At 60.4% G+C, this 24,946-nt stretch carries 21 protein-coding genes and 2 rRNA genes; 19 read left to right on the top strand and 4 right to left on the bottom strand.

Annotated elements, in window-relative coordinates; genetic code table 11:
• Window positions 1-195 precede the first annotated feature (195 nt).
• From PspTeo4_RS17815 to PspTeo4_RS17795, 5 genes are all read left to right on the top strand, one after another.
• A 23S ribosomal RNA gene (locus tag PspTeo4_RS17815) occupies window positions 196-3,087 on the top strand.
• 130 nt (window positions 3,088-3,217) lie between these two features.
• Window positions 3,218-3,333, top strand: a 5S ribosomal RNA gene (gene rrf, locus PspTeo4_RS17810).
• 338 nt (window positions 3,334-3,671) lie between these two features.
• Window positions 3,672-4,331 (top strand): paraquat-inducible protein A, encoded by a 660-nt coding sequence (locus PspTeo4_RS17805; RefSeq protein ID WP_322365236.1) that lies wholly within the window; start codon window positions 3,672-3,674, stop codon window positions 4,329-4,331.
• On the top strand, window positions 4,318-4,941 hold the full coding sequence (locus PspTeo4_RS17800) for a paraquat-inducible protein A (RefSeq protein ID WP_322365235.1): 624 nt from the start codon (window positions 4,318-4,320) through the stop codon (window positions 4,939-4,941). The genes PspTeo4_RS17805 and PspTeo4_RS17800 overlap by 14 nt, the downstream gene beginning before the upstream one ends.
• A complete protein-coding gene (locus PspTeo4_RS17795) occupies window positions 4,934-7,234 on the top strand; it encodes a PqiB family protein (RefSeq protein WP_322365234.1) in 2,301 nt (766 codons plus the stop codon). Before PspTeo4_RS17800 ends, PspTeo4_RS17795 begins: the two co-directional genes overlap by 8 nt.
• Before the next feature lie 205 nt (window positions 7,235-7,439).
• Here PspTeo4_RS17795 and rpsT read toward each other — a convergent pair whose 3' ends face one another.
• Window positions 7,440-7,718 carry a 30S ribosomal protein S20 gene (gene rpsT / locus PspTeo4_RS17790; protein ID WP_023382471.1) on the bottom strand — a complete coding sequence of 93 codons (279 nt, stop codon included), beginning with the start codon at window positions 7,716-7,718 and terminating at the stop codon, window positions 7,440-7,442.
• Between the two features lie 250 nt (window positions 7,719-7,968).
• Between rpsT and murJ the strand changes: the two genes are divergently transcribed.
• The 6 genes from murJ (at window position 7,969) to ispH (ending at window position 15,304) form a co-directional block, all read left to right on the top strand.
• A complete protein-coding gene (murJ, locus tag PspTeo4_RS17785; RefSeq protein ID WP_322365233.1) occupies window positions 7,969-9,507 on the top strand; it encodes a murein biosynthesis integral membrane protein MurJ in 1,539 nt (512 codons plus the stop codon).
• Window positions 9,508-9,625: 118 nt separating this feature from the next.
• Complete coding sequence (ribF, locus tag PspTeo4_RS17780) at window positions 9,626-10,576, top strand: bifunctional riboflavin kinase/FAD synthetase (RefSeq protein WP_322365232.1); 951 nt, start codon at window positions 9,626-9,628, stop codon at window positions 10,574-10,576.
• Window positions 10,573-13,404, top strand: a complete 2,832-nt coding sequence (gene ileS, locus PspTeo4_RS17775) for an isoleucine--tRNA ligase (protein ID WP_322365231.1) — start codon at window positions 10,573-10,575, stop codon at window positions 13,402-13,404. The genes ribF and ileS overlap by 4 nt, the downstream gene beginning before the upstream one ends.
• Complete coding sequence (gene lspA, locus PspTeo4_RS17770; RefSeq protein ID WP_322365230.1) at window positions 13,397-13,912, top strand: signal peptidase II; 516 nt, start codon at window positions 13,397-13,399, stop codon at window positions 13,910-13,912. Before ileS ends, lspA begins: the two co-directional genes overlap by 8 nt.
• Window positions 13,905-14,342, top strand: a complete 438-nt coding sequence (gene fkpB / locus PspTeo4_RS17765; protein ID WP_322365229.1) for an FKBP-type peptidyl-prolyl cis-trans isomerase — start codon at window positions 13,905-13,907, stop codon at window positions 14,340-14,342. The genes lspA and fkpB overlap by 8 nt, the downstream gene beginning before the upstream one ends.
• 14 nt (window positions 14,343-14,356) lie before the next feature.
• On the top strand, window positions 14,357-15,304 hold the full coding sequence (ispH, locus tag PspTeo4_RS17760; protein ID WP_322365228.1) for a 4-hydroxy-3-methylbut-2-enyl diphosphate reductase: 948 nt from the start codon (window positions 14,357-14,359) through the stop codon (window positions 15,302-15,304).
• Between the two features lie 9 nt (window positions 15,305-15,313).
• Here ispH and PspTeo4_RS17755 read toward each other — a convergent pair whose 3' ends face one another.
• On the bottom strand, window positions 15,314-15,796 hold the full coding sequence (locus PspTeo4_RS17755; protein ID WP_322366885.1) for a GspH/FimT family pseudopilin: 483 nt from the start codon (window positions 15,794-15,796) through the stop codon (window positions 15,314-15,316).
• Window positions 15,797-15,904: 108 nt separating this feature from the next.
• Between PspTeo4_RS17755 and PspTeo4_RS17750 the strand changes: the two genes are divergently transcribed.
• From PspTeo4_RS17750 to thiO, 5 genes are read left to right on the top strand one after another with little or no spacing between them, the layout of a single operon-like run.
• A complete protein-coding gene (locus PspTeo4_RS17750) occupies window positions 15,905-16,102 on the top strand; it encodes a prepilin-type N-terminal cleavage/methylation domain-containing protein (RefSeq protein ID WP_322365227.1) in 198 nt (65 codons plus the stop codon).
• Window positions 16,099-16,746, top strand: a complete 648-nt coding sequence (locus PspTeo4_RS17745) for a PilW family protein (RefSeq protein WP_322365226.1) — start codon at window positions 16,099-16,101, stop codon at window positions 16,744-16,746. Before PspTeo4_RS17750 ends, PspTeo4_RS17745 begins: the two co-directional genes overlap by 4 nt.
• Window positions 16,743-17,216, top strand: coding sequence for a hypothetical protein (locus PspTeo4_RS17740; RefSeq protein WP_322365224.1), 474 nt, complete (start codon window positions 16,743-16,745; stop codon window positions 17,214-17,216). Before PspTeo4_RS17745 ends, PspTeo4_RS17740 begins: the two co-directional genes overlap by 4 nt.
• 1 nt (window position 17,217) lies before the next feature.
• A complete protein-coding gene (locus PspTeo4_RS17735; protein ID WP_322365223.1) occupies window positions 17,218-17,607 on the top strand; it encodes a type IV pilin protein in 390 nt (129 codons plus the stop codon).
• Window positions 17,608-17,662: 55 nt separating this feature from the next.
• Window positions 17,663-18,760 carry a glycine oxidase ThiO gene (gene thiO, locus PspTeo4_RS17730; protein ID WP_322365221.1) on the top strand — a complete coding sequence of 366 codons (1,098 nt, stop codon included), beginning with the start codon at window positions 17,663-17,665 and terminating at the stop codon, window positions 18,758-18,760.
• A gap of 160 nt (window positions 18,761-18,920) precedes the next feature.
• On the opposite strand, the gene PspTeo4_RS17725 is transcribed toward thiO, so the two are convergent.
• The gene (locus PspTeo4_RS17725) at window positions 18,921-19,151 is read right to left on the bottom strand and encodes a PP0621 family protein (RefSeq protein ID WP_322365220.1); all 231 of its coding nucleotides are present in this window, start codon (window positions 19,149-19,151) and stop codon (window positions 18,921-18,923) included.
• A 94-nt stretch (window positions 19,152-19,245) separates the two neighbouring features.
• Window positions 19,246-20,265 (bottom strand): outer membrane protein assembly factor BamD, encoded by a 1,020-nt coding sequence (locus PspTeo4_RS17720; protein ID WP_322365219.1) that lies wholly within the window; start codon window positions 20,263-20,265, stop codon window positions 19,246-19,248.
• A 146-nt stretch (window positions 20,266-20,411) separates the two neighbouring features.
• Here PspTeo4_RS17720 and rluD point away from each other — a divergent pair, with 146 nt between their 5' ends.
• The 3 genes from rluD to clpB all read left to right on the top strand — a co-directional run bounded on the left by rluD (window position 20,412) and on the right by clpB (window position 24,938).
• Window positions 20,412-21,374, top strand: coding sequence for a 23S rRNA pseudouridine(1911/1915/1917) synthase RluD (gene rluD / locus PspTeo4_RS17715; RefSeq protein ID WP_322365218.1), 963 nt, complete (start codon window positions 20,412-20,414; stop codon window positions 21,372-21,374).
• Complete coding sequence (gene pgeF, locus PspTeo4_RS17710) at window positions 21,371-22,108, top strand: peptidoglycan editing factor PgeF (protein ID WP_322365217.1); 738 nt, start codon at window positions 21,371-21,373, stop codon at window positions 22,106-22,108. Before rluD ends, pgeF begins: the two co-directional genes overlap by 4 nt.
• A gap of 265 nt (window positions 22,109-22,373) precedes the next feature.
• Entirely contained in the window at window positions 22,374-24,938 is a 2,565-nt protein-coding gene (gene clpB / locus PspTeo4_RS17705; RefSeq protein WP_322365216.1) for an ATP-dependent chaperone ClpB, read from the top strand.
• The last annotated feature ends 8 nt before the right edge of the window (window positions 24,939-24,946 follow it).

The following is a 24,946-nucleotide window of genomic DNA, read 5'->3' as shown; positions in this document are numbered from 1 at the left end:
CGAATGTTGATTTCTGACTTTTGTCAGATCGTTCTTTAAAAATTCGGATATGTGATAGATATAGACTGAACACCAGTTTCACTGCTGGTGGATCAGGCTAAGGTAAAATTTGTGAGTTCTGCTCTTAATTGAGCAACATGCGAATTTTCGGCGAATGTCGTCTTCACAGTATAACCAGATTGCTTGGGGTTATATGGTCAAGTGAAGAAGCGCATACGGTGGATGCCTTGGCAGTCAGAGGCGATGAAAGACGTGGTAGCCTGCGATAAGCTTTGGGGAGTCGGCAAACAGACTGTGATCCAGAGATCTCTGAATGGGGGAACCCAGCCAGCATAAGCTGGTTATCTTGTACTGAATACATAGGTACAAGAGGCGAACCAGGGGAACTGAAACATCTAAGTACCCTGAGGAAAAGAAATCAACCGAGATTCCCTTAGTAGTGGCGAGCGAACGGGGACCAGCCCTTAAGTTGGTTTGAGATTAGTGGAACACTCTGGAAAGTGTGGCCATAGTGGGTGATAGCCCCGTACACGAAAATCTCTTATCAATGAAATCGAGTAGGACGGAGCACGAGAAACTTTGTCTGAACATGGGGGGACCATCCTCCAAGGCTAAATACTACTGACTGACCGATAGTGAACCAGTACCGTGAGGGAAAGGCGAAAAGAACCCCGGAGAGGGGAGTGAAATAGAACCTGAAACCGTATGCGTACAAGCAGTGGGAGCCTACTTTGTTAGGTGACTGCGTACCTTTTGTATAATGGGTCAGCGACTTATATTCAGTGGCGAGCTTAACCGAATAGGGGAGGCGTAGCGAAAGCGAGTCTTAATAGGGCGTTTAGTCGCTGGGTATAGACCCGAAACCGGGCGATCTATCCATGGGCAGGTTGAAGGTTAGGTAACACTGACTGGAGGACCGAACCGACTACCGTTGAAAAGTTAGCGGATGACCTGTGGATCGGAGTGAAAGGCTAATCAAGCTCGGAGATAGCTGGTTCTCCTCGAAAGCTATTTAGGTAGCGCCTCATGTATCACTGTAGGGGGTAGAGCACTGTTTCGGCTAGGGGGTCATCCCGACTTACCAAACCGATGCAAACTCCGAATACCTACAAGTGCCGAGCATGGGAGACACACGGCGGGTGCTAACGTCCGTCGTGAAAAGGGAAACAACCCAGACCGTCAGCTAAGGTCCCAAAGTCATGGTTAAGTGGGAAACGATGTGGGAAGGCTTAGACAGCTAGGAGGTTGGCTTAGAAGCAGCCATCCTTTAAAGAAAGCGTAATAGCTCACTAGTCGAGTCGGCCTGCGCGGAAGATGTAACGGGGCTCAAACCATGCACCGAAGCTACGGGTATCACCTCTGGTGATGCGGTAGAGGAGCGTTCTGTAAGCCTGTGAAGGTGAGTTGAGAAGCTTGCTGGAGGTATCAGAAGTGCGAATGCTGACATGAGTAACGACAATGGGAGTGAAAAACTCCCACGCCGAAAGACCAAGGTTTCCTGCGCAACGTTAATCGACGCAGGGTTAGTCGGTCCCTAAGGCGAGGCTGAAAAGCGTAGTCGATGGAAAACAGGTTAATATTCCTGTACTTCCAGTTATTGCGATGGAGGGACGGAGAAGGCTAGGCCAGCTTGGCGTTGGTTGTCCAAGTTTAAGGTGGTAGGCTGAGATCTTAGGCAAATCCGGGATCTCAAGGCCGAGAGCTGATGACGAGTTGCCTTTAGGCGACGAAGTGGTTGATGCCATGCTTCCAAGAAAAGCTCCTAAGCTTCAGATAACTGGGAACCGTACCCCAAACCGACACAGGTGGTCGGGTAGAGAATACCAAGGCGCTTGAGAGAACTCGGGTGAAGGAACTAGGCAAAATGGCACCGTAACTTCGGGAGAAGGTGCGCCGGCGAGGGTTAAGGACTTGCTCCGTAAGCCCATGCCGGTCGAAGATACCAGGCCGCTGCGACTGTTTATTAAAAACACAGCACTCTGCAAACACGAAAGTGGACGTATAGGGTGTGACGCCTGCCCGGTGCCGGAAGGTTAATTGATGGGGTTAGCGCAAGCGAAGCTCTTGATCGAAGCCCCGGTAAACGGCGGCCGTAACTATAACGGTCCTAAGGTAGCGAAATTCCTTGTCGGGTAAGTTCCGACCTGCACGAATGGCGTAACGATGGCGGCGCTGTCTCCACCCGAGACTCAGTGAAATTGAAATCGCTGTGAAGATGCAGTGTATCCGCGGCTAGACGGAAAGACCCCGTGAACCTTTACTATAGCTTTGCACTGGACTTTGAATTTGCTTGTGTAGGATAGGTGGGAGGCTTTGAAGTGGGGACGCCAGTTCTCATGGAGCCATTCTTGAAATACCACCCTGGCAACTTTGAGGTTCTAACTCAGGTCCGTTATCCGGATCGAGGACAGTGTATGGTGGGTAGTTTGACTGGGGCGGTCTCCTCCCAAAGAGTAACGGAGGAGTACGAAGGTGCGCTCAGACCGGTCGGAAATCGGTCGTAGAGTATAAAGGCAAAAGCGCGCTTGACTGCGAGACAAACACGTCGAGCAGGTACGAAAGTAGGTCTTAGTGATCCGGTGGTTCTGTATGGAAGGGCCATCGCTCAACGGATAAAAGGTACTCCGGGGATAACAGGCTGATACCGCCCAAGAGTTCATATCGACGGCGGTGTTTGGCACCTCGATGTCGGCTCATCACATCCTGGGGCTGAAGCCGGTCCCAAGGGTATGGCTGTTCGCCATTTAAAGTGGTACGCGAGCTGGGTTTAGAACGTCGTGAGACAGTTCGGTCCCTATCTGCCGTGGACGTTTGAGATTTGAGAGGGGCTGCTCCTAGTACGAGAGGACCGGAGTGGACGAACCTCTGGTGTTCCGGTTGTCACGCCAGTGGCATTGCCGGGTAGCTATGTTCGGAAGAGATAACCGCTGAAAGCATCTAAGCGGGAAACTTGCCTCAAGATGAGATCTCACTGGGATCTTGAATCCCCTAAAGGGCCGTCGAAGACTACGACGTTGATAGGTTGGGTGTGTAAGCGCTGTGAGGCGTTGAGCTAACCAATACTAATTGCCCGTGAGGCTTGACCATATAACACCCAAGCAATTTGCTGACGCAGATTGCGGTGGTGAAGACGAAATAACCGAAAATTCGTAACATCACAAATTCACATATCCGAATTCGCCAAGAGTGTTCCTAAGACATTCTGGCTACAGAATTTCTTGACGACCATAGAGCATTGGAACCACCTGATCCCATCCCGAACTCAGTAGTGAAACGATGCATCGCCGATGGTAGTGTGGGGTTTCCCCATGTGAGAGTAGGTCATCGTCAAGATTCATTTCGCAAAACCCCTATCTGCGCATGCAGGTAGGGGTTTTGTCTTTTCCGGGTTTATCCAGGTAGGCTCCCACCGCAGGCTGTGGGAGCAACTGTCTTGAGTTGCCTGTACCGGCCCCATCGCTGCGGTTCGTCGCCACGACAAGCTGGCTCCTACAGGTACTGCAATGATCTTGAGAGCGTCGCGGTCCATGTGGAAGCCGGCTTGCCGGCGATCACCGGCGAAGCCGGTGCCATGCAGCGGCCGTAACCTCTGTTTCCCCGGCAATAGTCGCCTCCCACATTTCCAGCCAGATCACTAGAATAGAGCCGACGCACCCATTCAGAAGCTCTGTATGCCCAACCCTTTAGAACCTGAAGCGCTAGACCAACTTCCCCTCAAAGAACTCGTCGCCTGCCATGAATGCGACCTGTTGATGCGCAAGCCGGTGTTGCAGCATGACGAGAAGGCCCAGTGTCCCCGTTGCGGCTATGAGCTGTACGCTCACCGGCACAATGTGGTCAACCGTAGCCTGGCCCTGGTGCTGACAGCCTTGTTGCTCTACGTGCCTGCCAATTTCCTGCCGATCATGCAGCTGCATCTGCTCGGCCAGACCTCTGACGACACCGTCTGGACGGGAGTACTGGGTCTGTACAATTCAGAAATGCGCGGTGTGGCCGTGGTGGTCTTCCTGTGTAGCATGGCCATTCCTGTCATAAAGCTGCTGTGCCAGCTGCTGGTGCTCCTGAGCATTCGTCTGAATGTAGGGCGCAGCTACGGTCTGCTGTTCTATCGCATTTACCACCACTTGCGGGACTGGGGCATGCTCGAGGTGTATTTCATGGGCGTGCTGGTGGCAATCGTCAAGCTTGTCGACCTGGCCGAGCTCACCATAGGGCTGGGCCTGTTCTGCTTTATCAGTCTTTTGCTGGTTCAGGTATGGCTTGAGGTGGTGATGTCGCCGCACCAGATCTGGAGTGCACTTTCGGGGGAGGATCTCCATGCGGGCGATTGATGCAGGCATTCTGGTCTGTAATGAATGCCACGAGTTGAACCACCAGGAGGCCGACAACGCTACGCAGACCTGCACGCGTTGTGGCGCTATCGTGCATGCGCGTCGTCCGAACAGCATCGTGCGTACCTGGGCTTTGCTGATTACCGCATCGATTCTCTATATCCCGGCGAACGTGCTGCCGATCATGACCGTCAGCGCGCTCGGGCAAGGCAGCCCCGACACCATCATGTCCGGTGTCATCACCCTGCTACAGCACGGCATGCTGCCCATTGCCGCAGTGGTCTTCATTGCCAGTATTCTGGTGCCCACCTTCAAGTTGGTGGGTATCGCCCTGCTGCTCTACTCGGTGCAGCGTCACCAGCCTTTGTCGGCGCGGCAAAGGATTCTGATGTACCGCTTCATCGAATTCATTGGGCGCTGGTCCATGCTCGATATCTTCGTCATCGCCATTTTGGTGGCCGTGGTGAATTTCGGGCGTATCGCCAGTGTCGAAGCCAACTTGGGTGCCGTTGCATTCGCCACTGTGGTGATCCTGACGATGCTCGCAGCTTTAACTTTTGATCCCCGACTGATCTGGGATAACACGGAGTCGGATGACGACCATGAGTGATATGCCTACGGCGAGAACCCGTCCAGCTTCAAATTGGTCGGCTATCTGGATTTTGCCGCTGATCGCTTTGCTGATCGGTGGGTGGTTGGCTTGGCAGGCCTATCGCGATGCTGGTGTGGAAATCGAGGTTCGGTTCGAGAGTGGTGAAGGAATCGTCGCCAACAAGACCGAGGTCATCTACAAGGGCATGCCCGTTGGCAAGGTGAAGAGCCTTGTACTTGATGCCAAAGGCGAAAACCAAGGGGTGATCGCCACCATCGAGATGAACAAGGCTGCAGAGCCTCACCTGACCAAGGGGACGCGCTTCTGGCTGGTGAAGCCCAGTGTCAGTCTGGCGGGCATTTCCGGCCTGGAAACGCTGGTGTCGGGTAACTACATTGCTGTCAGTCCGGGCGAGGGGGAGCGCACCAAGCGTTTCACTGCGTTGGAGGTGGCGCCACCGCTATCGGATACCGAGCCGGGCCTGCACCTTACCCTGAAAGCTGACCGGTTAGGCTCGCTTAACCGCGACAGCCCCGTGTTCTACAAGCAAATCAAGGTTGGCCGGGTAAAGAGCTACCGCTTGTCCGAGGACCAGGAAACCGTCGAGATCAAAGTGTTCATCGAGCCGGCTTACGCCAGCCTGGTGCGAAAACACACGCGTTTCTGGAATGCCAGCGGCATCAGCATCGACGCTGACTTGTCCGGGGTGAAGGTGCGCAGCGAGTCGCTGTCCAGCATCGTGGCAGGGGGTATCGCCTTCGCCACACCGGAGTACCGCAAAGACAGCCCGCCCACCGACCCGAGCTTGCCGTTCCGTCTGTACGAAGACTTCGATGCAGCCCAGGCGGGCATCCGGATCAAGGTCAAACTGACCGACTATGAAGGCCTGCAGGCCGGTCGTACGCCGGTGATGTACAAAGGTATCCAGGTCGGTTCGCTCAAGGCCTTGAAGATGGAGGACAACCTGGGCAGTGCCACGGCCGAGCTGACGCTGGACCCGCTGGCCGAGGACTATCTGGTAGAAGGTACTCAGTTCTGGGTGGTCAAGCCGTCGATCTCGCTGGCAGGCATCACCGGCCTGGAAGCCCTGGTCAAGGGTAACTACATCGCGATTCGCCCAGGTGAGAAGGGCGCCAAGCCCCTGCGCGAGTTCGAAGCCCGGCCCAAGGCGCCACCGCTCGACCTGAAAGCGCCGGGCCTGCACATGGTGTTGTTCGCCGACACGCTGGGCTCCCTCGAGATCGGTAGCCCGGTGATGTACCGTCAAGTGAAGGTCGGCAGCGTGCAGAGCTACCAGTTTGCGCGCAACAGCAAGCGCATCCTGATTGGCGTGCATATCGAGAAGGAATACGAAAACCTGGTCAATGGCTCGTCACGGTTTTGGAATGTCAGTGGCATTACGCTGACCGGTGGACTGTCGGGCATCAAGATAAAGAGTGAGTCGTTGCAGACGCTGATGGCGGGCGGGATTGCATTCGACACGCCAACCCCGAACGTGGCGCTCAAGCGCCGAATCCCTCGCTTCCGTCTGCATGACAGCCAGGAGGCTGTGAACCGTTCCGGTACTTTGGTCACCATTCGTGTAGACCGGGCCGATGGCTTGAAGCCTGGTACCGCGATTCGTTTCCGTGGGCTGGATGTGGGCAGTGTCGAGAGCGTCGACCTGACTGCTGACCTGCAGGCAGTACTGCTGCGTGCACGCATTACCGAGGCAGCTGACCGTATTGCGCGCGTCGGTACCCAGTTCTGGGTGGTGAAGCCTTCACTTGGTCTTGTTCGTACCGAGAACCTGGACACCCTGGTGGGCGGGCAGTATCTGGAAGTGTTGCCGGCGGCAAAGGACAAGGGACCGCAGCGCGATTTCATTGCGCTGGCAGATGCTCCGGCGTTCACCGAAGCGGAAGTTGGCTTGCCTTTGACGCTTAGTGCGCCACGCCGTGGCTCTATAAAGCCGGGCGTCCCCGTCACCTACCGTGAGGTTGCGGTAGGCAAGGTCACGGGCTTTGAGCTTGGGCAGAATGCCGACCGGGTGTTGATCCACATCCTGATCGAGCCTCGCTACGCCGCCCTGGTGCGTAGCGGCAGCCGCTTCTGGAACAGCAGTGGCTTTGGCTTTGATTGGGGGCTGTTCAAAGGCGCCACGGTGCGCACCGAGTCGGTGGAGACGCTGATTGACGGTGGTATTGCCTTCGCAACACCTGATGGCGAGCAGATGGGTAACCCGGCCAGGCCTCAGCAGACCTTTGCCTTGTTCGACAAGGCTGAGGATGAGTGGCTGCAGTGGGCGCCGAAGATCCAGATTGCCAAGTAGGTGGCATTAATGGGGAGGGGCCGCATTGCGGCCCCAATCGCCGGCAAGCCGGCTCCCACAAGGACCGCGCCGACCTCGAGATCAACGCACTACCTGTAGCCGGCTCGTCGTGGCGACGAACCGCGGCGATGAGGCCGGTACAGGCAGCGAAATCGCAGGCAATAAAAAACCGACCCTAGGGTCGGTTTTTCGACAAGCGCGTCGCTTAGGCAGCTGCAGCTTCTTTCAGCGCCTTGATGTGGCCATTCAGACGGCCTTTGTGGCGAGCAGCTTTGTTCTTGTGGATGATGCCCTTGTCGGCCATACGGTCGATTACAGGCACAGCCAGAATGTAGGCGGCTTGCGCTTTTTCGGCGTCTTTTGCGTCGATGGCTTTAACTACATTCTTGATGTAGGTGCGGACCATGGAACGCAGGCTGGCGTTGTGGCTGCGACGCTTCTCAGCCTGTTTTGCACGTTTCTTGGCGGAAGGTGTGTTGGCCACCGTCGAGCTCCTCGAAAGACTTTAGGTAAATAGCAAACAAAATAGGCCGCGAATCATGCCGATCAGTCGAGCGGATGTCAAGGCCACCTGCAGGGTTCCGCCGAGCGGTGCGCCAACAAGAGGGAAATATTCCTTTCTGCTGCGCGACCTGTAAACTCGGGAATTTTTGGCTCCCATGCGAAGGCGCGGGAGTATCGCACATTAAGACGCTGTCTGGCAGCGTCCTCTGCCCTTGGCGTGAAACTTTTCGATGAACCTGCTCAAATCCCTCGCCGCTGTCAGCTCCATCACCATGATTTCCAGGGTTCTGGGCTTCATACGTGACACCATCCTGGCGCGTGTATTTGGCGCTGGTATCGCCACCGACGCCTTCTTCATCGCCTTCAAGCTGCCCAACCTGCTGCGGCGCATTTTCGCCGAAGGCGCGTTCTCGCAAGCCTTCGTGCCGATTTTGGCTGAGTACAAGACCCAGCAGGGCGAGGAAGCGACCCGCACGTTCATCGCGTACGTTAGTGGTCTGCTGACCCTGGCCTTGGCCCTGGTCACCGCCTTGGGCATCCTCGCCGCGCCCTGGGTGGTGTGGGTAACCGCACCCGGGTTCGTTGACAGCCCCGAGAAATATGAGCTGACCACCGCGCTGCTGCGGGTGACCTTTCCTTATATATTGCTGATCTCGCTGTCGTCCCTGGCGGGCGCGATCCTCAATACCTGGAACCGTTTTTCTGTCCCGGCGTTCACCCCGACCCTGCTGAACGTGGCAATGATCGCCTTCGCGTTGTTGCTGACGCCCTATTTCGACCCGCCCATCATGGCGCTGGCCTGGGGGGTACTGGCAGGTGGCCTGGCGCAGCTTGTGTACCAGCTGCCGGCGCTGAAGAAGATCGGCATGCTCGTGCTGCCGCGCCTGAACCTGCGGGACACTGGCGTCTGGCGCGTGCTCAAGCAAATGCTGCCGGCCATCCTTGGGGTGTCGGTCAGTCAGATTTCGCTGATCATCAACACCATCTTCGCGTCCTTCCTGGTGGCGGGCTCGGTGTCGTGGATGTACTACGCCGACCGCCTCATGGAACTGCCCTCGGGCGTATTGGGAGTAGCGTTGGGCACCATCCTGCTGCCGACCTTGGCCAAGACCTACGCCAACAAGGACCGTGAGGAGTATTCGCGGATTCTCGACTGGGGCCTGCGTCTGTGTTTCCTGCTGGTACTGCCCTGCACCCTGGCCCTGGCGATCCTGGCCGAGCCGCTGACAGTGGCGCTGTTCCAATACGGTAAGTTCAGCGCCTTCGATGCGGCCATGACCCAGCGTGCGCTCATTGCGTATTCCGTGGGCCTGCTGGCAATCATTCTGGTCAAGGTACTGGCACCAGGCTTCTATGCGCAGCAGAATATTCGTACGCCGGTGAAAATCGCCATCTTCACCCTGGTCTGCACCCAGCTGTTCAACCTGGCCTTGATCGGCCCGCTCCAGCATGCCGGCCTGGCCCTGGCCATCAGCCTTGGTGCTTGCCTCAATGCCGGGCTGCTGTTCTGGAAGCTGCGCAGCCAGCAGTTGTTCCAGCCACAGCCAGGCTGGGCCATGTTCCTGCTCAAGCTGGTATTGGCGGTGACGCTTATGTCGGCGGTGTTGCTGGTGGGCATGCATTATTTGCCGGCCTGGGAGCAAGGCGGCATGCTCGAACGTTTCGTGCGCCTGGGAGCGTTGATCCTGGCGGGTGTGGTGACCTATTTCGGTTGCCTGTACCTGTGCGGTTTCCGGCCCCGGCAGTTTGCCCGCAAGGCCCTGCACTGAAGCTGAAGGCGGGTCAGGCGTCGGTTTTTCGCATTCCACGCCGCCCCTTGGCGCTGCTGCCTGTCACCAGCGCCCGGGTGTGGTTATAATCGGCCACTTTATGAGCAAGAAGCGCGTTATGCAGCTGGTTCGAGGTCTTCACAACCTGCGCCCCGAGCACCGGGGCTGTGTCGCCACCATTGGCAACTTCGACGGGGTTCACCGCGGCCACCAGGCTATCCTGGCGCGCCTGCGCGAGCGCGGTCAGGCCCTGGGCCTGCCCACTTGCGTGGTGGTCTTCGAACCACAGCCGCGCGAATATTTCGCTCCCGACACCGCGCCTGCGCGCCTGGCACGCTTGCGCGACAAAGTCGAGCTGCTGGCCGCCGAAGGTATCGACCGCGTCCTGTGCCTGGCCTTCAACCAGCGCTTGAGCAAACTCAGCGCCGAGGCGTTCGTCAAGGCGATCCTGGTCGATGGCCTGGGCGTGAAGCACCTTGAAGTGGGCGATGACTTCCGCTTCGGCTGCGACCGCGCTGGCGATTTCGCCTTCCTGGTCGACGCCGGACGCCAGGAAGGCTTCACCGTCGAAGCGGCCAATACCGTTATTCAAGACGGCCTGCGCGTCAGCAGCACCGAGGTGCGCAAGGCGCTGTCCGAGGCCAACTTCGAGCTGGCCGAACACCTGCTGGGCCGCCCGTATAGCATTACCGGGCGGGTGCTGCATGGCCAGAAACTGGCGCGCCAGCTTGGCACCCCAACCGCCAATATCCAGCTCAAGCGCCGCCGCGTGCCGCTGTCAGGGGTCTACCTGGCCAGCATCGAGATCGACGGCAAGGCCTGGCCGGGTGTTGGCAATATCGGCGTGCGTCCCACCGTAGCCGGTGATGGGCGCCCGCACCTCGAGATTCATCTTCTGGATTATGCCGGCGATCTGTATGGCCGGCGCCTGACGGTGGAATTCCACCACAAGCTGCGTGAAGAGCAGCGTTTCGCCTCCCTGGAGGCGCTGAAGTCGGCGATCGACGCGGACATCGCCGCCGCACGTGCACATTGGCACGCTCAACCGCTAACGAAGAGCCTGAAATGACCGACTACAAAGCCACGCTAAACCTTCCGGACACCGCCTTCCCGATGAAGGCCGGCCTGCCTCAGCGCGAACCGCAGATTCTGCAGCGCTGGGACAGCATTGGCCTGTACCAGAAGCTGCGCGAAATTGGCAAGGACCGTCCGAAGTTCGTCCTGCACGACGGCCCGCCCTATGCCAACGGCAAGATTCACATCGGTCATGCGCTGAACAAGATCCTCAAGGACATGATCGTCCGTTCCAAGACCCTGTCGGGCTTCGATGCGCCCTACGTGCCAGGCTGGGACTGCCATGGCCTGCCGATCGAGCACAAGGTCGAGGTTACCCACGGCAAGCACCTGACCGCCGACCGTACCCGCGAGCTGTGCCGCGAGTATGCCGCCGAGCAGATCGAAGGGCAGAAGACCGAGTTCATTCGCCTGGGCGTGCTGGGTGACTGGGACAACCCATACAAGACCATGAACTTCAGCAACGAGGCCGGTGAAATCCGCGCCCTGGCTGAAATGGTCAAGCAAGGCTTCGTGTTCAAGGGCCTCAAGCCCGTGAACTGGTGCTTCGATTGCGGTTCGGCACTGGCCGAAGCCGAAGTCGAATACGCCGACAAGAAATCCCAGACCATCGACGTGGCCTTCCCGGTCGCCGATGCCGACAAGCTGGCCGCCGCCTTTGGCCTGCCAGCGCTGGCCAAGCCAGCCGCCATCGTGATCTGGACCACCACCCCGTGGACCATTCCCGCCAACCAGGCGCTGAACATCCACCCGGAGTTCAAGTACGCCCTGGTCGATACCGGCGAGCGTCTGCTGGTGCTGGCTGAAGAACTGGTCGAGTCGTGCCTCAAGCGCTACAACCTGGAAGGCTCGGTGCTGGCCACCGCCCTAGGTTCGGCACTGGAGCTGATCAACTTCCGTCACCCGTTCTACGACCGCCTGTCGCCGATCTACCTGGCTGACTACGTTGAGCTGGGCGCTGGTACCGGTGTGGTCCACTCGGCACCTGCCTACGGTGAAGACGACTTCGTCACCTGCAAGCGCTACGGCATGGTCAACGACGACATCCTCACCCCGGTGCAGAGCAACGGCGTGTATGTCGATTCGCTGGACTTCTTCGGCGGCCAGTTCATCTGGAAGGCCAACCCGGCCATCGTCGAGAAGCTGAGCGAAGTCGGTGCGCTGATGCACACCGAAACCATCAGCCACAGCTACATGCACTGCTGGCGCCACAAGACTCCGCTGATCTACCGCGCTACCGCGCAGTGGTTCGTCGGCATGGATAAGCAGCCAACCACCGGCGAGCCGCTGCGTGAGCGCGCGCTCAAGGCCATCGAAGAGACCAAGTTCGTCCCGGCCTGGGGCCAGGCTCGTCTGCACGCGATGATTGCCAACCGTCCGGACTGGTGCATCTCGCGTCAGCGCAACTGGGGCGTGCCGATTCCGTTCTTCCTGCACAAGCAGACCGGCGAGTTGCACCCGCGCACCGTCGAGTTGATGGAAGAAGTGGCCAAGCGTGTCGAGCAGCAAGGCATCGAGGCCTGGTTCAAGCTGGACGCCGCCGAGCTGCTGGGTGATGAGGCTGGCCAGTACGACAAGATCGCCGATACCCTGGACGTCTGGTTCGACTCCGGTACCACCCACTGGCATGTGCTGCGTGGCTCCCACGATATCGGCCACGCCACCGGCCCGCGCGCCGACCTGTACCTGGAAGGCTCCGACCAGCACCGTGGCTGGTTCCACTCGTCCTTGCTGACCGGTTGCGCCATCGACAACCACGCGCCGTATCGCGAGTTGCTGACCCACGGCTTCACCGTGGACGAGAACGGCCGCAAGATGTCCAAGTCGCTGGGCAACACCATCGAGCCAGAGAAGGTCAACAACACCCTGGGCGCCGACATCCTGCGCCTGTGGGTTGCCGCCACCGACTACTCCGGTGAGATGGCCGTGTCCGAGCAGATCCTGCAGCGCAGCGCCGATGCCTACCGCCGCATCCGCAACACCGCGCGCTTCCTGCTCTCCAACCTGTCCGGCTTCGACCCGGCCCGCGACCTGCTGGCCCCGGAAGACATGATCGCCCTGGACCGTTGGGCGGTGGACCGCACCCTGCTGCTGCAGCGCGAGCTGGAAGAGAACTACAGCGAGTACCGTTTCTGGAACGTCTACTCCAAAGTCCACAACTTCTGCGTGCAGGAGCTGGGTGGCTTCTACCTCGATATCATCAAGGACCGCCAGTACACCACCGGCGCCAACAGTGTCGCCCGTCGCTCCTGCCAGACCGCGCTGTACCACATCAGCGAGGCACTGGTGCGCTGGATCGCGCCGATCCTGGCGTTCACCGCCGACGAGATCTGGCAGTACCTGCCAGGCGAGCGTAACGAGTCGGTGATGCTCAACGGCTGGTACGAAGGCCTGAGCGAACTGCCGGAAGGCACCGAGCTGGATCGCGCCTACTGGGATCGCGTCATGGCGGTCAAGGCTGCGGTCAACAAGGAGCTGGAGAACCAGCGTTCGGCCAAGGTCATTGGCGGCAACTTGCAGGCGGAAGTCACCCTGTTCGCCGAAGACGCCCTCAGCGCCGACCTGGCCAAGCTGGGCGACGAACTGCGTTTCGTGCTGATCACCTCGGCCGCCAGCGTGGTGCCGTTCGTCCAGGCGCCTGCAGATGCCGTTGCTACCGAAGTGGAAGGCCTCAAACTGAAAGTGGTCAAGTCCGGCCACGCCAAGTGCGGCCGTTGCTGGCACTTCCGCGCTGACGTCGGCAGCCACCCGGAACACCCGGAAATCTGCGAACGTTGCGTCGACAACCTGAGCGGTTCCGGTGAGGTGCGCCACTATGCCTAACCCTGCAGCGGGGCGCTTCGGGCGCCTTGCCTGGCTCTGGCTCAGCCTGGTGGTCCTGGTCCTTGACCAGGTCACCAAGGTGTACTTCGAAGGCAAGTTGAGCCTGTACCAGCAGATCGTGGTCATTCCTGACTACTTCAGCTGGACCCTGGCCTACAACACCGGTGCCGCGTTCAGCTTCCTGGCCGAGAGCTCGGGCTGGCAGCGCTGGCTGTTCGCCCTGATCGCCGTGGCGGTCAGTGCCGTGCTGGTGGTCTGGCTCAAGCGCCTGGGGCGCAGCGAGACCTGGCTGGCCGTGGCCCTGTCGCTGGTGCTTGGCGGTGCGCTGGGCAACCTGTATGACCGGATCGTGCTGGGCCATGTGGTCGACTTCATCCTGGTGCACTGGCAGAACCGTTACTATTTCCCGGCCTTCAACCTGGCCGACAGCGCCATTACCGTCGGTGCGGTGATGCTGGCGCTGGATATGTTCAAGAGCAAGAAGTCCGAGGAAGCTGTCCATGACTGAAACCCGTATCGGCCAGAACACCGAAGTGACCCTGCACTTCGCGCTGCACCTGGAAAACGGCGACACCGTCGACAGCACCTTCGACAAGGCCCCAGCGACCTTCAAGGTCGGTGATGGCAACCTGCTTCCAGGTTTTGAAAGTGCGCTGTTCGGCTTCAAGGCCGGTGACAAGCGTACGGTCGTGGTGGCCCCGGAGAACGCCTTCGGCCAGCCCAACCCGCAGAACGTGCAGGTTATGCCGCGGTCTCAGTTCGAGGGCATGGAGTTGTCCGAAGGGCTGCTGGTTATCTTCAACGACGCCGCCAACACCGAGCTTCCGGGTGTGGTCAAAGCGTTCGATGACGACCAGGTGACCATCGACTTCAATCACCCACTGGCTGGCAAGACCCTGAACTTCGAGGTGGAAATCCTCGAGGTCAAGGCGCTTTAAGCCTGGAGCCGAGCATGCAAATCAAACTCGCCAACCCACGTGGCTTCTGCGCAGGGGTCGACCGGGCGATCGAGATCGTCAACCGTGCGCTGGAAGTCTTCGGCCCACCGATCTACGTGCGTCACGAAGTGGTGCACAACAAGTTCGTGGTTGAAGACTTGCGCAACCGTGGTGCCATCTTCGTCGAAGAGTTGGACCAGGTGCCGGACGACGTCATTGTCATCTTCAGTGCCCATGGTGTCTCCCAGGCCGTGCGCCAGGAAGCTGCCGGACGGGGCCTGAAGGTGTTCGACGCCACCTGCCCGCTGGTGACCAAAGTCCATATCGAGGTGGCCAAGTACAGCCGCGATGGCCGTGAGTGCATTCTCATCGGCCACGCCGGGCACCCGGAAGTCGAAGGCACCATGGGGCAATATGACGCCAGCAATGGTGGCTCCATCTACCTCGTCGAAGACGAGAACGATGTGGCCAAGCTAGAGGTGCGCAACCCCGATCACCTGGCCTTCGTTACCCAGACGACCCTGTCGATGGACGATACCAGCCGAGTGATCGACGCCCTGCGAGCGCGCTTCCCGAACATTGGCGGCCCGCGCAAGGATGACATCTGCTACGCCACCCAGAATCGCCAGGATGCGGTCAAGCAACTGGCCGATGAGTGTGACGTGGTGCTGGTGGTCGGCAGCCCCAACAGCTCCAACTCCAACCGCCTGCGCGAGCTGGCGGAGCGCATGGGTACGCCGGCCTACCTGATCGATGGTGCCGAAGACCTGCAACGAGGCTGGTTCGACGGCAAAGCCCATATCGGCATTACCGCAGGTGCTTCGGCACCCGAGGTGCTGGTACGTGGCGTGATCGAGCAGCTCAAGTCGTGGGGTGCGACCGGTGCCGAAGAGCTGGATGGGCGCGAAGAGAACATCACCTTCTCGATGCCCAAGGAGCTGCGGGTTCGTTCGCTGATCTGATCAGGTGACTCAGCAAGAGGGCTGCGTGGGTTCATTGGTATCCAGCCTGACCCTTCCGCTTGTCGCCACGATGACCTGGTAAGGTGTGCTTTGGGCAACCCGTTTGCACACCTCCAGTGTTATGCCCAGCAGGCTGGCATTGCGCCCTTGCGGAATGCCAACTTCGCTGAATTTCACCTCTCTTCCCGTACTCGCCGCGATCCGCAGTGGTCGCGCCAGGCGATGTTCCTGTAGCACTTGCTGGTTCTCATCCAGAACGATACGCCAGCCTGCTCCCCAGTCATTGTCCAATGGCTGAATGGCCACGACACGGCTCTGCAGTAGCGCGTGGCTGCGCGCACTGCGCAACCCCTGCATGAGGTCTCGGGCTGCTGCCGCCCTGTGTAGGTCATCGGTCATGTTGACGTAGGCAGGCATACCCAGTTGCGTCAGAACCGCAGCGATCGCCAGCGCACACATCATTTGTATCAGTGTTGCCCCTTGTTGCCGCACAGTGCATTCCTCTCTGGAAGTGCTTCGCTTTAGCTTCAAGGTCGTTGGGCGCAAGGTCCAGTCGCCAAGTTTGAGCTTGTCGGGGGAAAAGTCGCAGGAGGTGCAAGGATGCGCACGATGGAACAGGGAGTGACGCTGCTGGAAGTGTTGTTGGCCGTGCTGGTGGTTTCGCTGGGAGCGTTTGCGGCGGCTGCAGTGCAGCTGCGTGCGATGCAAGCCACCGAAAGCGCTCGCCTCGATGGGCAGGCGGCATTGGCCGCGCATAGCGAGCAAGAACGGGACAGAGCCAAAGGCAAGCAGCCATGAGCGATAGACAAAACGGCTTCGGTCTGCTGGAAGTCATGTTGGCGCTTGCCATTGGGCTGATGTGTCTGGCAGCAGTCAGCCAAGTCTTCGTTTCCGCCCATCAGGCTTGGCGCCTGCAAGGTTCAGCTGCGCAGCTGCAGGATGACGCCCGCCTGGCGCTGCTGCGCATGGCCCAGGACATTCGCATGGCCGGGATGTTCGGTTGCCTGCGTCTGCAGGCAGACGACTTCCAGGCTCCGGGCGCGCGCCAGGCCTTCGCTCGGCCGTTGCAGGTCGGCCCATCCAGCTTGAGCCTGATCGTCGCCGAACTGCCTGGGTACACCGGCATACCGGATTGGACCTTGCTCACGGACTGCATCGACCAGGCACAAGTGCACGGTGGGCGAGCTCAAAGCACTGGACGGTTTCTGGCAGTACCCATCAGTCGTCACGACTACGTGCTTGTGGGCAGTGAGCTGAAGCTCAAGCGAGGTGGCCGTGTCCAGCCTCTGGTCAACCATGTGCGCGAGCTGCGTATCGAGAGAGTAGATACGCCGGAAGGGGAACGGTTCGATCTGAAACTCACGCTGTATGAACCTGACTTGAGGCTCGAGCAATACCATGAGTTGAGTGTGATGCTGCGCAACCCGGTAATCGAGTCATGAGCCGTCAGCGTGGTGTGGTCTTGCTGCTGGCGCTGGTGTTGAGCCTGATGCTGGGCTTGTTGGCGGCTTCGGCCTTGCGAGAAGCATTGGTGCAAACGCGAGTCACCGGCTTGATGCGCGACAGCCTGCAAGCATTCGAACAGGCAGAGGCCACGCTTTCGGCTGGCTTGAACGAACTGCAGCGGACGCCGCCTGTTGTGTGTCATGGCTGCCTGCCGCCTTCACGGCCACATGACCTGCAAGGTCACTGGCAAAGCAGCGAGAACGGCTACTTCCATCTACAGAACCTCGGCGAAACCTCTCGCGCCGCACACATGCCAGAGGATCAGGAGGTTACCTTGTACAGAGTAACGGCCGTCAGTCGGCAGCAAGTTGCCAGGCAGGTGCTGGAAGCCGTGTATGCCATACCAGACGCTCAAGGGCAGGCACCACAGCGCATCCTCTGGCGGCAGAGACTGAGGCGAGACTGACATGCAGCAAGGTATGAGCCTGATCGAGTTGTTGATTGTCCTGGCCGTGACCGGCATTCTGGCAGCCATTGCCTACCCCAGTTACAGCGACCAGCTCAGGCGAGCCGCACGCAGCGAAGTGGTTGGCCTGCTGCACGATGCCGCCCTGCGCCTGGAGCGTCATCGCACGCTCACCGGTCAGTATGCCGAGGGCGAACCACTGTTGCCTGACGGGAATCGTTACTACAGCCTGCACGCCCAACGTGGCAGCGACACGTTCACGTTGCTTGCCCGTCGGCTGCCGAGTGGCCTGATGGCCGATGACCGCTGCGGCGATTTCCAGTTGGACCAGGCCGGTGTGCGCGCCAATCCAAGGGCGTTTGAAGACGCTGAACGCTGTTGGGGAAGCTGAAGATTAGATGATGCCGTTGGCATCGCGGGTTTACTTCAGGTGTTTGGATCGACAGATGAGCAAGCAAGTAGTGGTTGTTGGCGGCGGTGTGATCGGCCTGCTGACGGCGTTCAACCTGGCGGCGAAAGTCGGGCAGGTGGTGGTCTGTGATCAGGGCGAGGTTGGCCGTGAGTCTTCCTGGGCGGGTGGCGGCATTGTCTCGCCGCTGTACCCCTGGCGCTACAGCCCGGCGGTCACCGCCTTGGCGCACTGGTCCCAGGATTTTTATCCACAGCTGGGCGAGCGCCTGTTCGCCAGCACGGGTGTAGACCCGGAAGTTCACACCACTGGCCTGTACTGGCTCGATCTGGACGACGAAGCAGAAGCGCTTGCCTGGGCACAACGCGAGCAGCGCCCGCTCAGCTCGGTGGACATTTCAGCGGCATATGATGCGGTTCCGGTGATGGGCCCAGGGTTCAAGCGGGCTATCTACATGGCCGGTGTGGCCAACGTGCGAAACCCGCGGCTGGTGAAGTCGTTGAAGGCGGCGCTGCTGGCGCTGCCCAACGTGACCCTGCGCGAGCATTGCCAGATCACCGGGTTCCGCCGGGAAGATGGACGCGTGACCGGCGTACAGACGGCGGACGGTGTGCTGGAAGCTGACGACGTTGTGTTGAGCGCTGGCGCCTGGAGTGGCGACCTGCTGGGCACGCTGGGCCTGGCCTTGCCGGTTGAGCCGGTGAAAGGGCAGATGATCCTGTTCAAGTGCGCAGCCGATTTCCTGCCGAGCATGGTGCTGGCCAAGGGGCGCTATGCGATTCCTCGGCGTGACGGGCACATTCTGGTGGGCAGTACGCTGGAGCATGCCGGTTACGACAAGACGCCAACCGATGAGGCGCTTGAAAGCCTCAAGGCCTCGGCGGTGGAGTTGTTGCCAGAGCTGGCCAATGCGCAGGTGGTTGGGCACTGGGCTGGTTTGCGGCCTGGCTCACCGGAAGGCATTCCTTATATCGGGCGCGTGCCAGGGCACGATGGGCTTTGGCTCAACTGCGGGCATTACCGCAACGGGCTGGTGCTGGCGCCGGCTTCGTGTCAGCTGTTTACCGACCTGCTGACCGGGGGCAAGCCGATTATCGACCCGGCGCCGTATGCGCCAGCAGGGCGTTTGGGCTGATTGTGCAGGTGGCCGCCCTGCGCGGTCCCTGTGGGTGATCGCTGGCCATGCACCGCGTTGCCTGCATCGCCGGCAAGCCGGCTCCCACATGGGCCTCGCCGCTCTCAAGATCACTGCAGTACCTGGAGCCGGCTTGCCGGCGATTAGACCTTGGGGTGTGTCAGCCTTGGCGGCCAGGGCCTTGCTGCAGGTGCGCTTGGCTGCAATACCAGTTGTTGCCCTGCTGCAACGCCCGGTCGTTGGGCAGGTGCACGCCGCAATGGGCGCAGCGCACCATCTTCAGCGGGTCGTCGAGTTTAGGCTCGGGATGAGACTGCTGGCTGGCTTTGAATTTGCGCCACAGCCAGAACGCGGCGGCGATCAGGGCGATCCAGAAAAGTAGGCGAACCATGGTGTCCAGCTTGTTCAGTGAAGAAGCCACCAGTCTAGGGCGCCATCCATAAAAAAGGGAGGCCTTGGGCCTCCCTTTCTTGTCGCACGTTGGGTCAGTCGAACAGACCGAAGGTCATGTAGCTGAACCACGAGCGGTCTTTCTCGGCTTCCTTCGGACCTTCCGGCAGAATCGGGTTGCCTTCTTCATCCTTAGGCAGCAGATCTTCCGGCATTTCCGAGCGGGCGTCCTGGAACTGCTTGACCACGTCCTGGTTGGCGCGGGTTTCACCCGGCGGCAGCGGGGTTTCGGTCTCGATCATGCCCAAAGTGGCCTTGGACAGCCACGAGCGGCCGTCGGCCTCGTCCTGCTTGGGCTGGAACTGGCCATCGACCAGGCTCGGGTGCTCAGGGTAGTTGAGCTTGAGGGTTTCCAGGCTGGTGGCGGCCAGATCGTCCAGGTGCATCTTCTGGTACGACTCGACCATGATCGCCAGGCCGTCACCGACCGACGGGGTTTCCTGGAAGTTTTCCACCACGTAACGGCCACGGTTGGCGGCGGCGACATAAGCCTGGCGGCTCAGGTAGTAGTCGGCCACGTGGATTTCATAGGAGGCCAGCAGGTTGCGCAGGTAGATCATGCGCTGCTTGGCATCCGGAGAGTAGCGGCTGTTCGGGAAGCGGCTGGTCAGCTGGGCGAACTCGTTGTACGAGTCGCGCGCAGCGCCCGGGTCACGCTTGGTCATGTCCAGCGGCAGGAAGCGCGCCAGCAGGCCGCGGTCCTGGTCGAACGAAGTCAGGCCCTTGAGGTAGTAGGCGTAGTCGACGTTCGGGTGCTGCGGGTGCAGGCGGATGAAGCGCTCGGCTGCGGACTTGGCAGCTTCAGGCTCGGAGTTCTTGTAGTTGGCGTAGATCAGCTCGAGCTGCGCCTGGTCGGCGTAGCGGCCGAACGGGTAACGCGACTCCAGGGCCTTGAGCTTGTTCACGGCGCTGGTGTAGCTGTGGTTGTCCAGGTCAGACTGAGCCTGCTGGTACAGTTCGGCTTCGCTGAGGTTCTCGTCAATCACTTCCTTGTTAGAGGAACAGGCCGCGGTAAGCCCGAGGATAGCGATCAGCAGCAGGTGTTTCACTTGCATGGCGGCTTGCGTCCTTTGACGGCCGCTGTCTTGGGCGGTGCCGTCCTGTTATGATGAGCGCCCCGGCCAACCCCGGGACAAAAGAAGTCGTATTTAACCACAAGCTCGCAGCCGAAACCAAAGGCTGTGCGCCCGCCGAATCGAGCATGTCCGAGATCATTCAACTTAGCGCAGAGGTACCGTCCGAACTGGGCGGCCAACGCCTCGACCAGGTCGCAGCCCAATTGTTCGCCGAGTACTCGCGCTCGCGGCTGACTTCGTGGATCAAAGAGGGCCGCCTGACGGTCGATGGCGCGGTCCTGCGCCCACGCGACACCGTGTACGGCGGCTCGCTCCTGGCCCTTGATGCCGAGCAAGAAGCCCAGGGCGAGTGGGTGGCCCAGGACATCGAGCTGGACATCGTCTATGAAGATGACCAGATCCTGGTGATCAACAAGCCTGCCGGGCTGGTGGTCCACCCAGCCGCCGGTCATGCCGACGGCACCCTGCTCAATGCCCTGCTGCATCATGTGCCGGACATTATCAATGTGCCGCGTGCAGGCATCGTCCACCGCCTGGACAAGGACACCACGGGTCTGATGGTGGTGGCCAAGACCCTGCAGGCGCAGACCAAGCTGGTCGAGCAGCTGCAAAGCCGCAGCGTCAGCCGTATCTACGAGTGCATCGTGGTGGGCGTGGTCACTGCGGGCGGCAAGATCGACGCCCCGATCGGCCGTCACGGCGGCATGCGCCAGCGCATGGCGGTCACCGACGGTGGCAAGCCGGCGGTCAGCCACTACCGTGTGCTCAAGCGCTTCCGCTCGCATACCCACGTGCGGGTCAAGCTGGAAACCGGCCGTACCCACCAGATCCGCGTGCACATGGCCCACGTCGGCTTCCCGCTGGTCGGCGACCAGACGTACGGTGGCCGTTTCCGTATTCCGCCAGCGGCGAACCCGACCATGGTCGAGGCGGTCAAGACCTTCCCTCGTCAGGCCCTGCATGCGCGCTTCCTGGCGCTTGATCACCCCACCACCGGCGAACGCATGGAATGGGCATCGCCGCTGCCGGATGATTTCGTCTGGCTGCTATCGTTGCTCAATCAGGACCGCGAGAGCTTTATCGGATGAGTGGATTGATGCAGTCGCTGTTGATTCCCGACTGGCCAGCCCCGGCCTCGGTTCGCGCCTGCGTCACCACCCGTCAGGGCGGCGTGAGCCTGCCGCCTTATGAAGATTTCAACCTTGGCGACCATGTGGGCGACGACCCCGCGGCGGTCACCGAGAACCGCCGCCGCCTGAGCGACGAGTTCGCCATTCAGCCTGCCTGGCTGAAACAGGTGCATGGGCTGGTGGTGGCCGACGCCAACCCGGCCGTGGTGGCTGAGGCCGATGCCAGTTGGACTGACCAGCCAGGCATTGCCTGCACTGTGATGACTGCCGATTGTCTGCCCGCGCTGTTCTGCGACCGTGCGGGCACCCGTGTGGCGGCTGCCCATGCCGGCTGGCGCGGGCTGGCGGGTGGCGTGCTCGAAGCCACCCTTGATCGCCTGGCGTTGCCGCCCGAAGAGGTGCTGGTATGGCTTGGGCCTGCCATCGGGCCGCAAGCCTTCGAAGTGGGCATGGAGGTGCGCGATGCCTTCACCGCCGTGCATCCGGAGGCTGCCCAGGCCTTCGTTGAGGGTGAGCGCCCTGGCAAACTGATGGCCGACATCTATGCGCTGGCGCGTATTCGCTTGGCGGCGCGTGGTGTTACTGCTGTTTATGGCGGCGGTTTCTGCACCGTAAGCGACCCGCGCTTCTTCTCTTATCGCCGTACCCCGCAGGGTGGGCGGTTTGCTTCGTTGGTCTGGTTGCAAAAATGAGATAGCCGGGGCTGCTTCGCACCCCATCGCAGGCTTGCGCCAGCTCCCACCGGTACAATGCCAGAGCACACTCCCTGTGGGAGCTGGCGCAAGCCTGCGATGGGGCGCAAAGCGGCCCCCTTGCAATCTCAACCCTGACCCACGTCAACCCCGCTACGCTTGAATCTTCCAGAATCAGCCTTATCTATAAGGTCATCTCAGGCAGGTTTCTTCATAAACAGGCGCTGTCCATCGCTCCGACCTGCCCTTTAAAGGAAGGTATCCCATGCGAATAGACCGTTTGACCAGCAAGCTGCAATTAGCTTTATCCGATTCCCAATCCCTGGCCGTTGGCATGGACCACCCGGCCATCGAGCCCCTGCACCTGCTGCAGGCGCTGATCGACCAGCAGGGCGGTTCCATCAAGCCGCTGCTGATGCAGGTTGGTTTCGACATCAACAGCCTGCGCCAGGCGCTGGTGAAAGAACTCGACCAACTGCCGAAAATCCAGAACCCCACCGGCGACGTGAACATGTCCCAGGACCTGGCGCGCCTGCTCAACCAGGCTGATCGCCTGGCCCAGCAGAAGGGCGACCAGTTCATCTCCAGCGAACTGGTGCTGCTCGCCGCCATGGACGAGAACAGCAAGGTCGGCAAGTTGCTGCTCGGCCAGGGCGTGACCAAGAAGGCGTTGGAAAATGCCATCAACAACCTGCGCGGCGGCGCGGCGGTGAATGACGCCAATGCCGAAGAGTCGCGCCAGGCGCTGGACAAGTACACCGTCGACCTCACCAAGCGTGCCGAAGAAGGCAAGCTGGACCCAGTGATCGGCCGTGACGACGAAATTCGCCGTACCGTGCAGGTGCTGCAGCGTCGGACCAAGAACAACCCGGTGCTGATCGGTGAGCCTGGTGTCGGTAAAACCGCCATCGCCGAGGGCCTGGCCCAGCGCATCATCAACGGCGAAGTGCCCGATGGCCTGAAAGGTAAGCGTCTGCTGGCGCTGGACATGGGCGCGCTGATTGCCGGTGCCAAGTACCGCGGCGAGTTCGAAGAGCGCCTCAAAGGCCTGCTTAACGAGCTGTCCAAGCAGGAAGGCCAGATCATCCTGTTCATCGACGAACTGCACACCATGGTCGGCGCCGGTAAAGGCGAGGGCGCCATGGATGCGGGCAACATGCTCAAGCCGGCCCTGGCCCGTGGCGAGTTGCACTGCGTAGGTGCTACCACGCTCAATGAATACCGCCAGTTCATCGAAAAGGACGCAGCGCTGGAGCGACGCTTCCAGAAGGTGCTGGTCGAAGAGCCGAGCGAGGAAGACACCATCGCCATCCTGCGTGGCCTGAAGGAACGCTATGAGGTGCACCACAAGGTGGCCATCACCGACGGCGCCATCATTGCCGCGGCCAAGCTCAGCCACCGCTACATCACCGATCGTCAGTTGCCCGACAAGGCCATCGACCTGATCGACGAAGCGGCCAGCCGCATCCGCATGGAGATCGACTCCAAGCCGGAAGTGCTCGACCGACTCGACCGTCGGTTGATCCAGCTGAAGGTGGAATCGCAGGCCCTTAAGAAAGAAGAAGACGAAGCGGCGAAAAAGCGTCTTGAGAAGCTGACCGAGGAAATCGAGCGTCTGGAGCGCGAATATTCCGACCTCGAAGAGATCTGGGCTTCCGAGAAGGCTGAAGTGCAGGGTTCGGCGCAGATTCAGCAAAAGATCGAGCAAGCCCGCCAGGAGCTTGAGTCCGCCCGTCGTAAAGGCGACCTGAGCCGCATGGCCGAGCTGCAGTACGGGGTGATCCCGGACCTGGAGCGCAGCCTGCAGATGGTCGACCAGCACGGCAAGACCGAGAACCAGCTGCTGCGTAACAAAGTTACCGAGGAAGAGATTGCCGAAGTGGTGTCCAAGTGGACCGGCATTCCGGTGGCCAAGATGCTCGAAGGCGAGCGTGAGAAGCTGCTGAAGATGGAAGCGCTGTTGCACCAGCGTGTGATCGGCCAGAGCGAGGCAGTAACTGCTGTGGCCAACGCCGTGCGCCGCTCGCGTGCCGGGCTGTCCGACCCGAACCGGCCAAGTGGCTCGTTCCTGTTCCTCGGCCCGACCGGCGTGGGCAAGACCGAGCTGTGCAAGGCCCTGGCCGAATTCCTGTTCGACACCGAAGAGGCCATGGTGCGCATCGACATGTCCGAGTTCATGGAGAAACACTCCGTGGCTCGCCTGATCGGCGCCCCACCAGGCTACGTGGGTTACGAAGAGGGCGGTTACCTGACCGAAGCCGTACGGCGCAAGCCTTACTCGGTGGTGCTGCTGGATGAAGTGGAGAAGGCGCACCCGGATGTGTTCAACGTGCTGCTGCAGGTGCTGGAAGATGGCCGCCTGACCGACAGCCATGGCCGCACCGTGGACTTCCGCAACACGGTGATCGTGATGACCTCCAACCTGGGCTCTGCGCAGATCCAGGAACTGGTGGGTGACCGCGAGGCGCAGCGTGCAGCGGTAATGGATGCGGTGGGTTCGCACTTCCGGCCGGAGTTCATCAACCGGATCGACGAAGTGGTGGTGTTCGAGCCACTGGGCCGCGAGCAGATTGCGGGTATTACCGAGATCCAGCTGGGCCGCCTGCGCAGCCGCCTGCTCGAACGCGAGCTGTCGCTGAGCCTGAGCCCTGAGGCGTTGGACAAGCTGATCGCGGTCGGTTACGACCCGGTGTATGGTGCCCGGCCGTTGAAGCGGGCAATCCAGCGCTGGATCGAGAACCCGCTGGCGCAGCTGATTCTGGCTGGCAAGTTCCTGCCTGGCACGGCGATCACCGCCAAGGTGGAGGGCGACGAGATCGTCTTCGCCTGACCCGAAAG

Source organism: Pseudomonas sp. Teo4, assembly GCF_034387475.1.
Taxonomy (GTDB): domain Bacteria; phylum Pseudomonadota; class Gammaproteobacteria; order Pseudomonadales; family Pseudomonadaceae; genus Aquipseudomonas.
The sequence above is the reverse complement of the archived record's forward strand: the minus strand, read 5'-3'. Positions and strand labels throughout refer to the sequence as shown.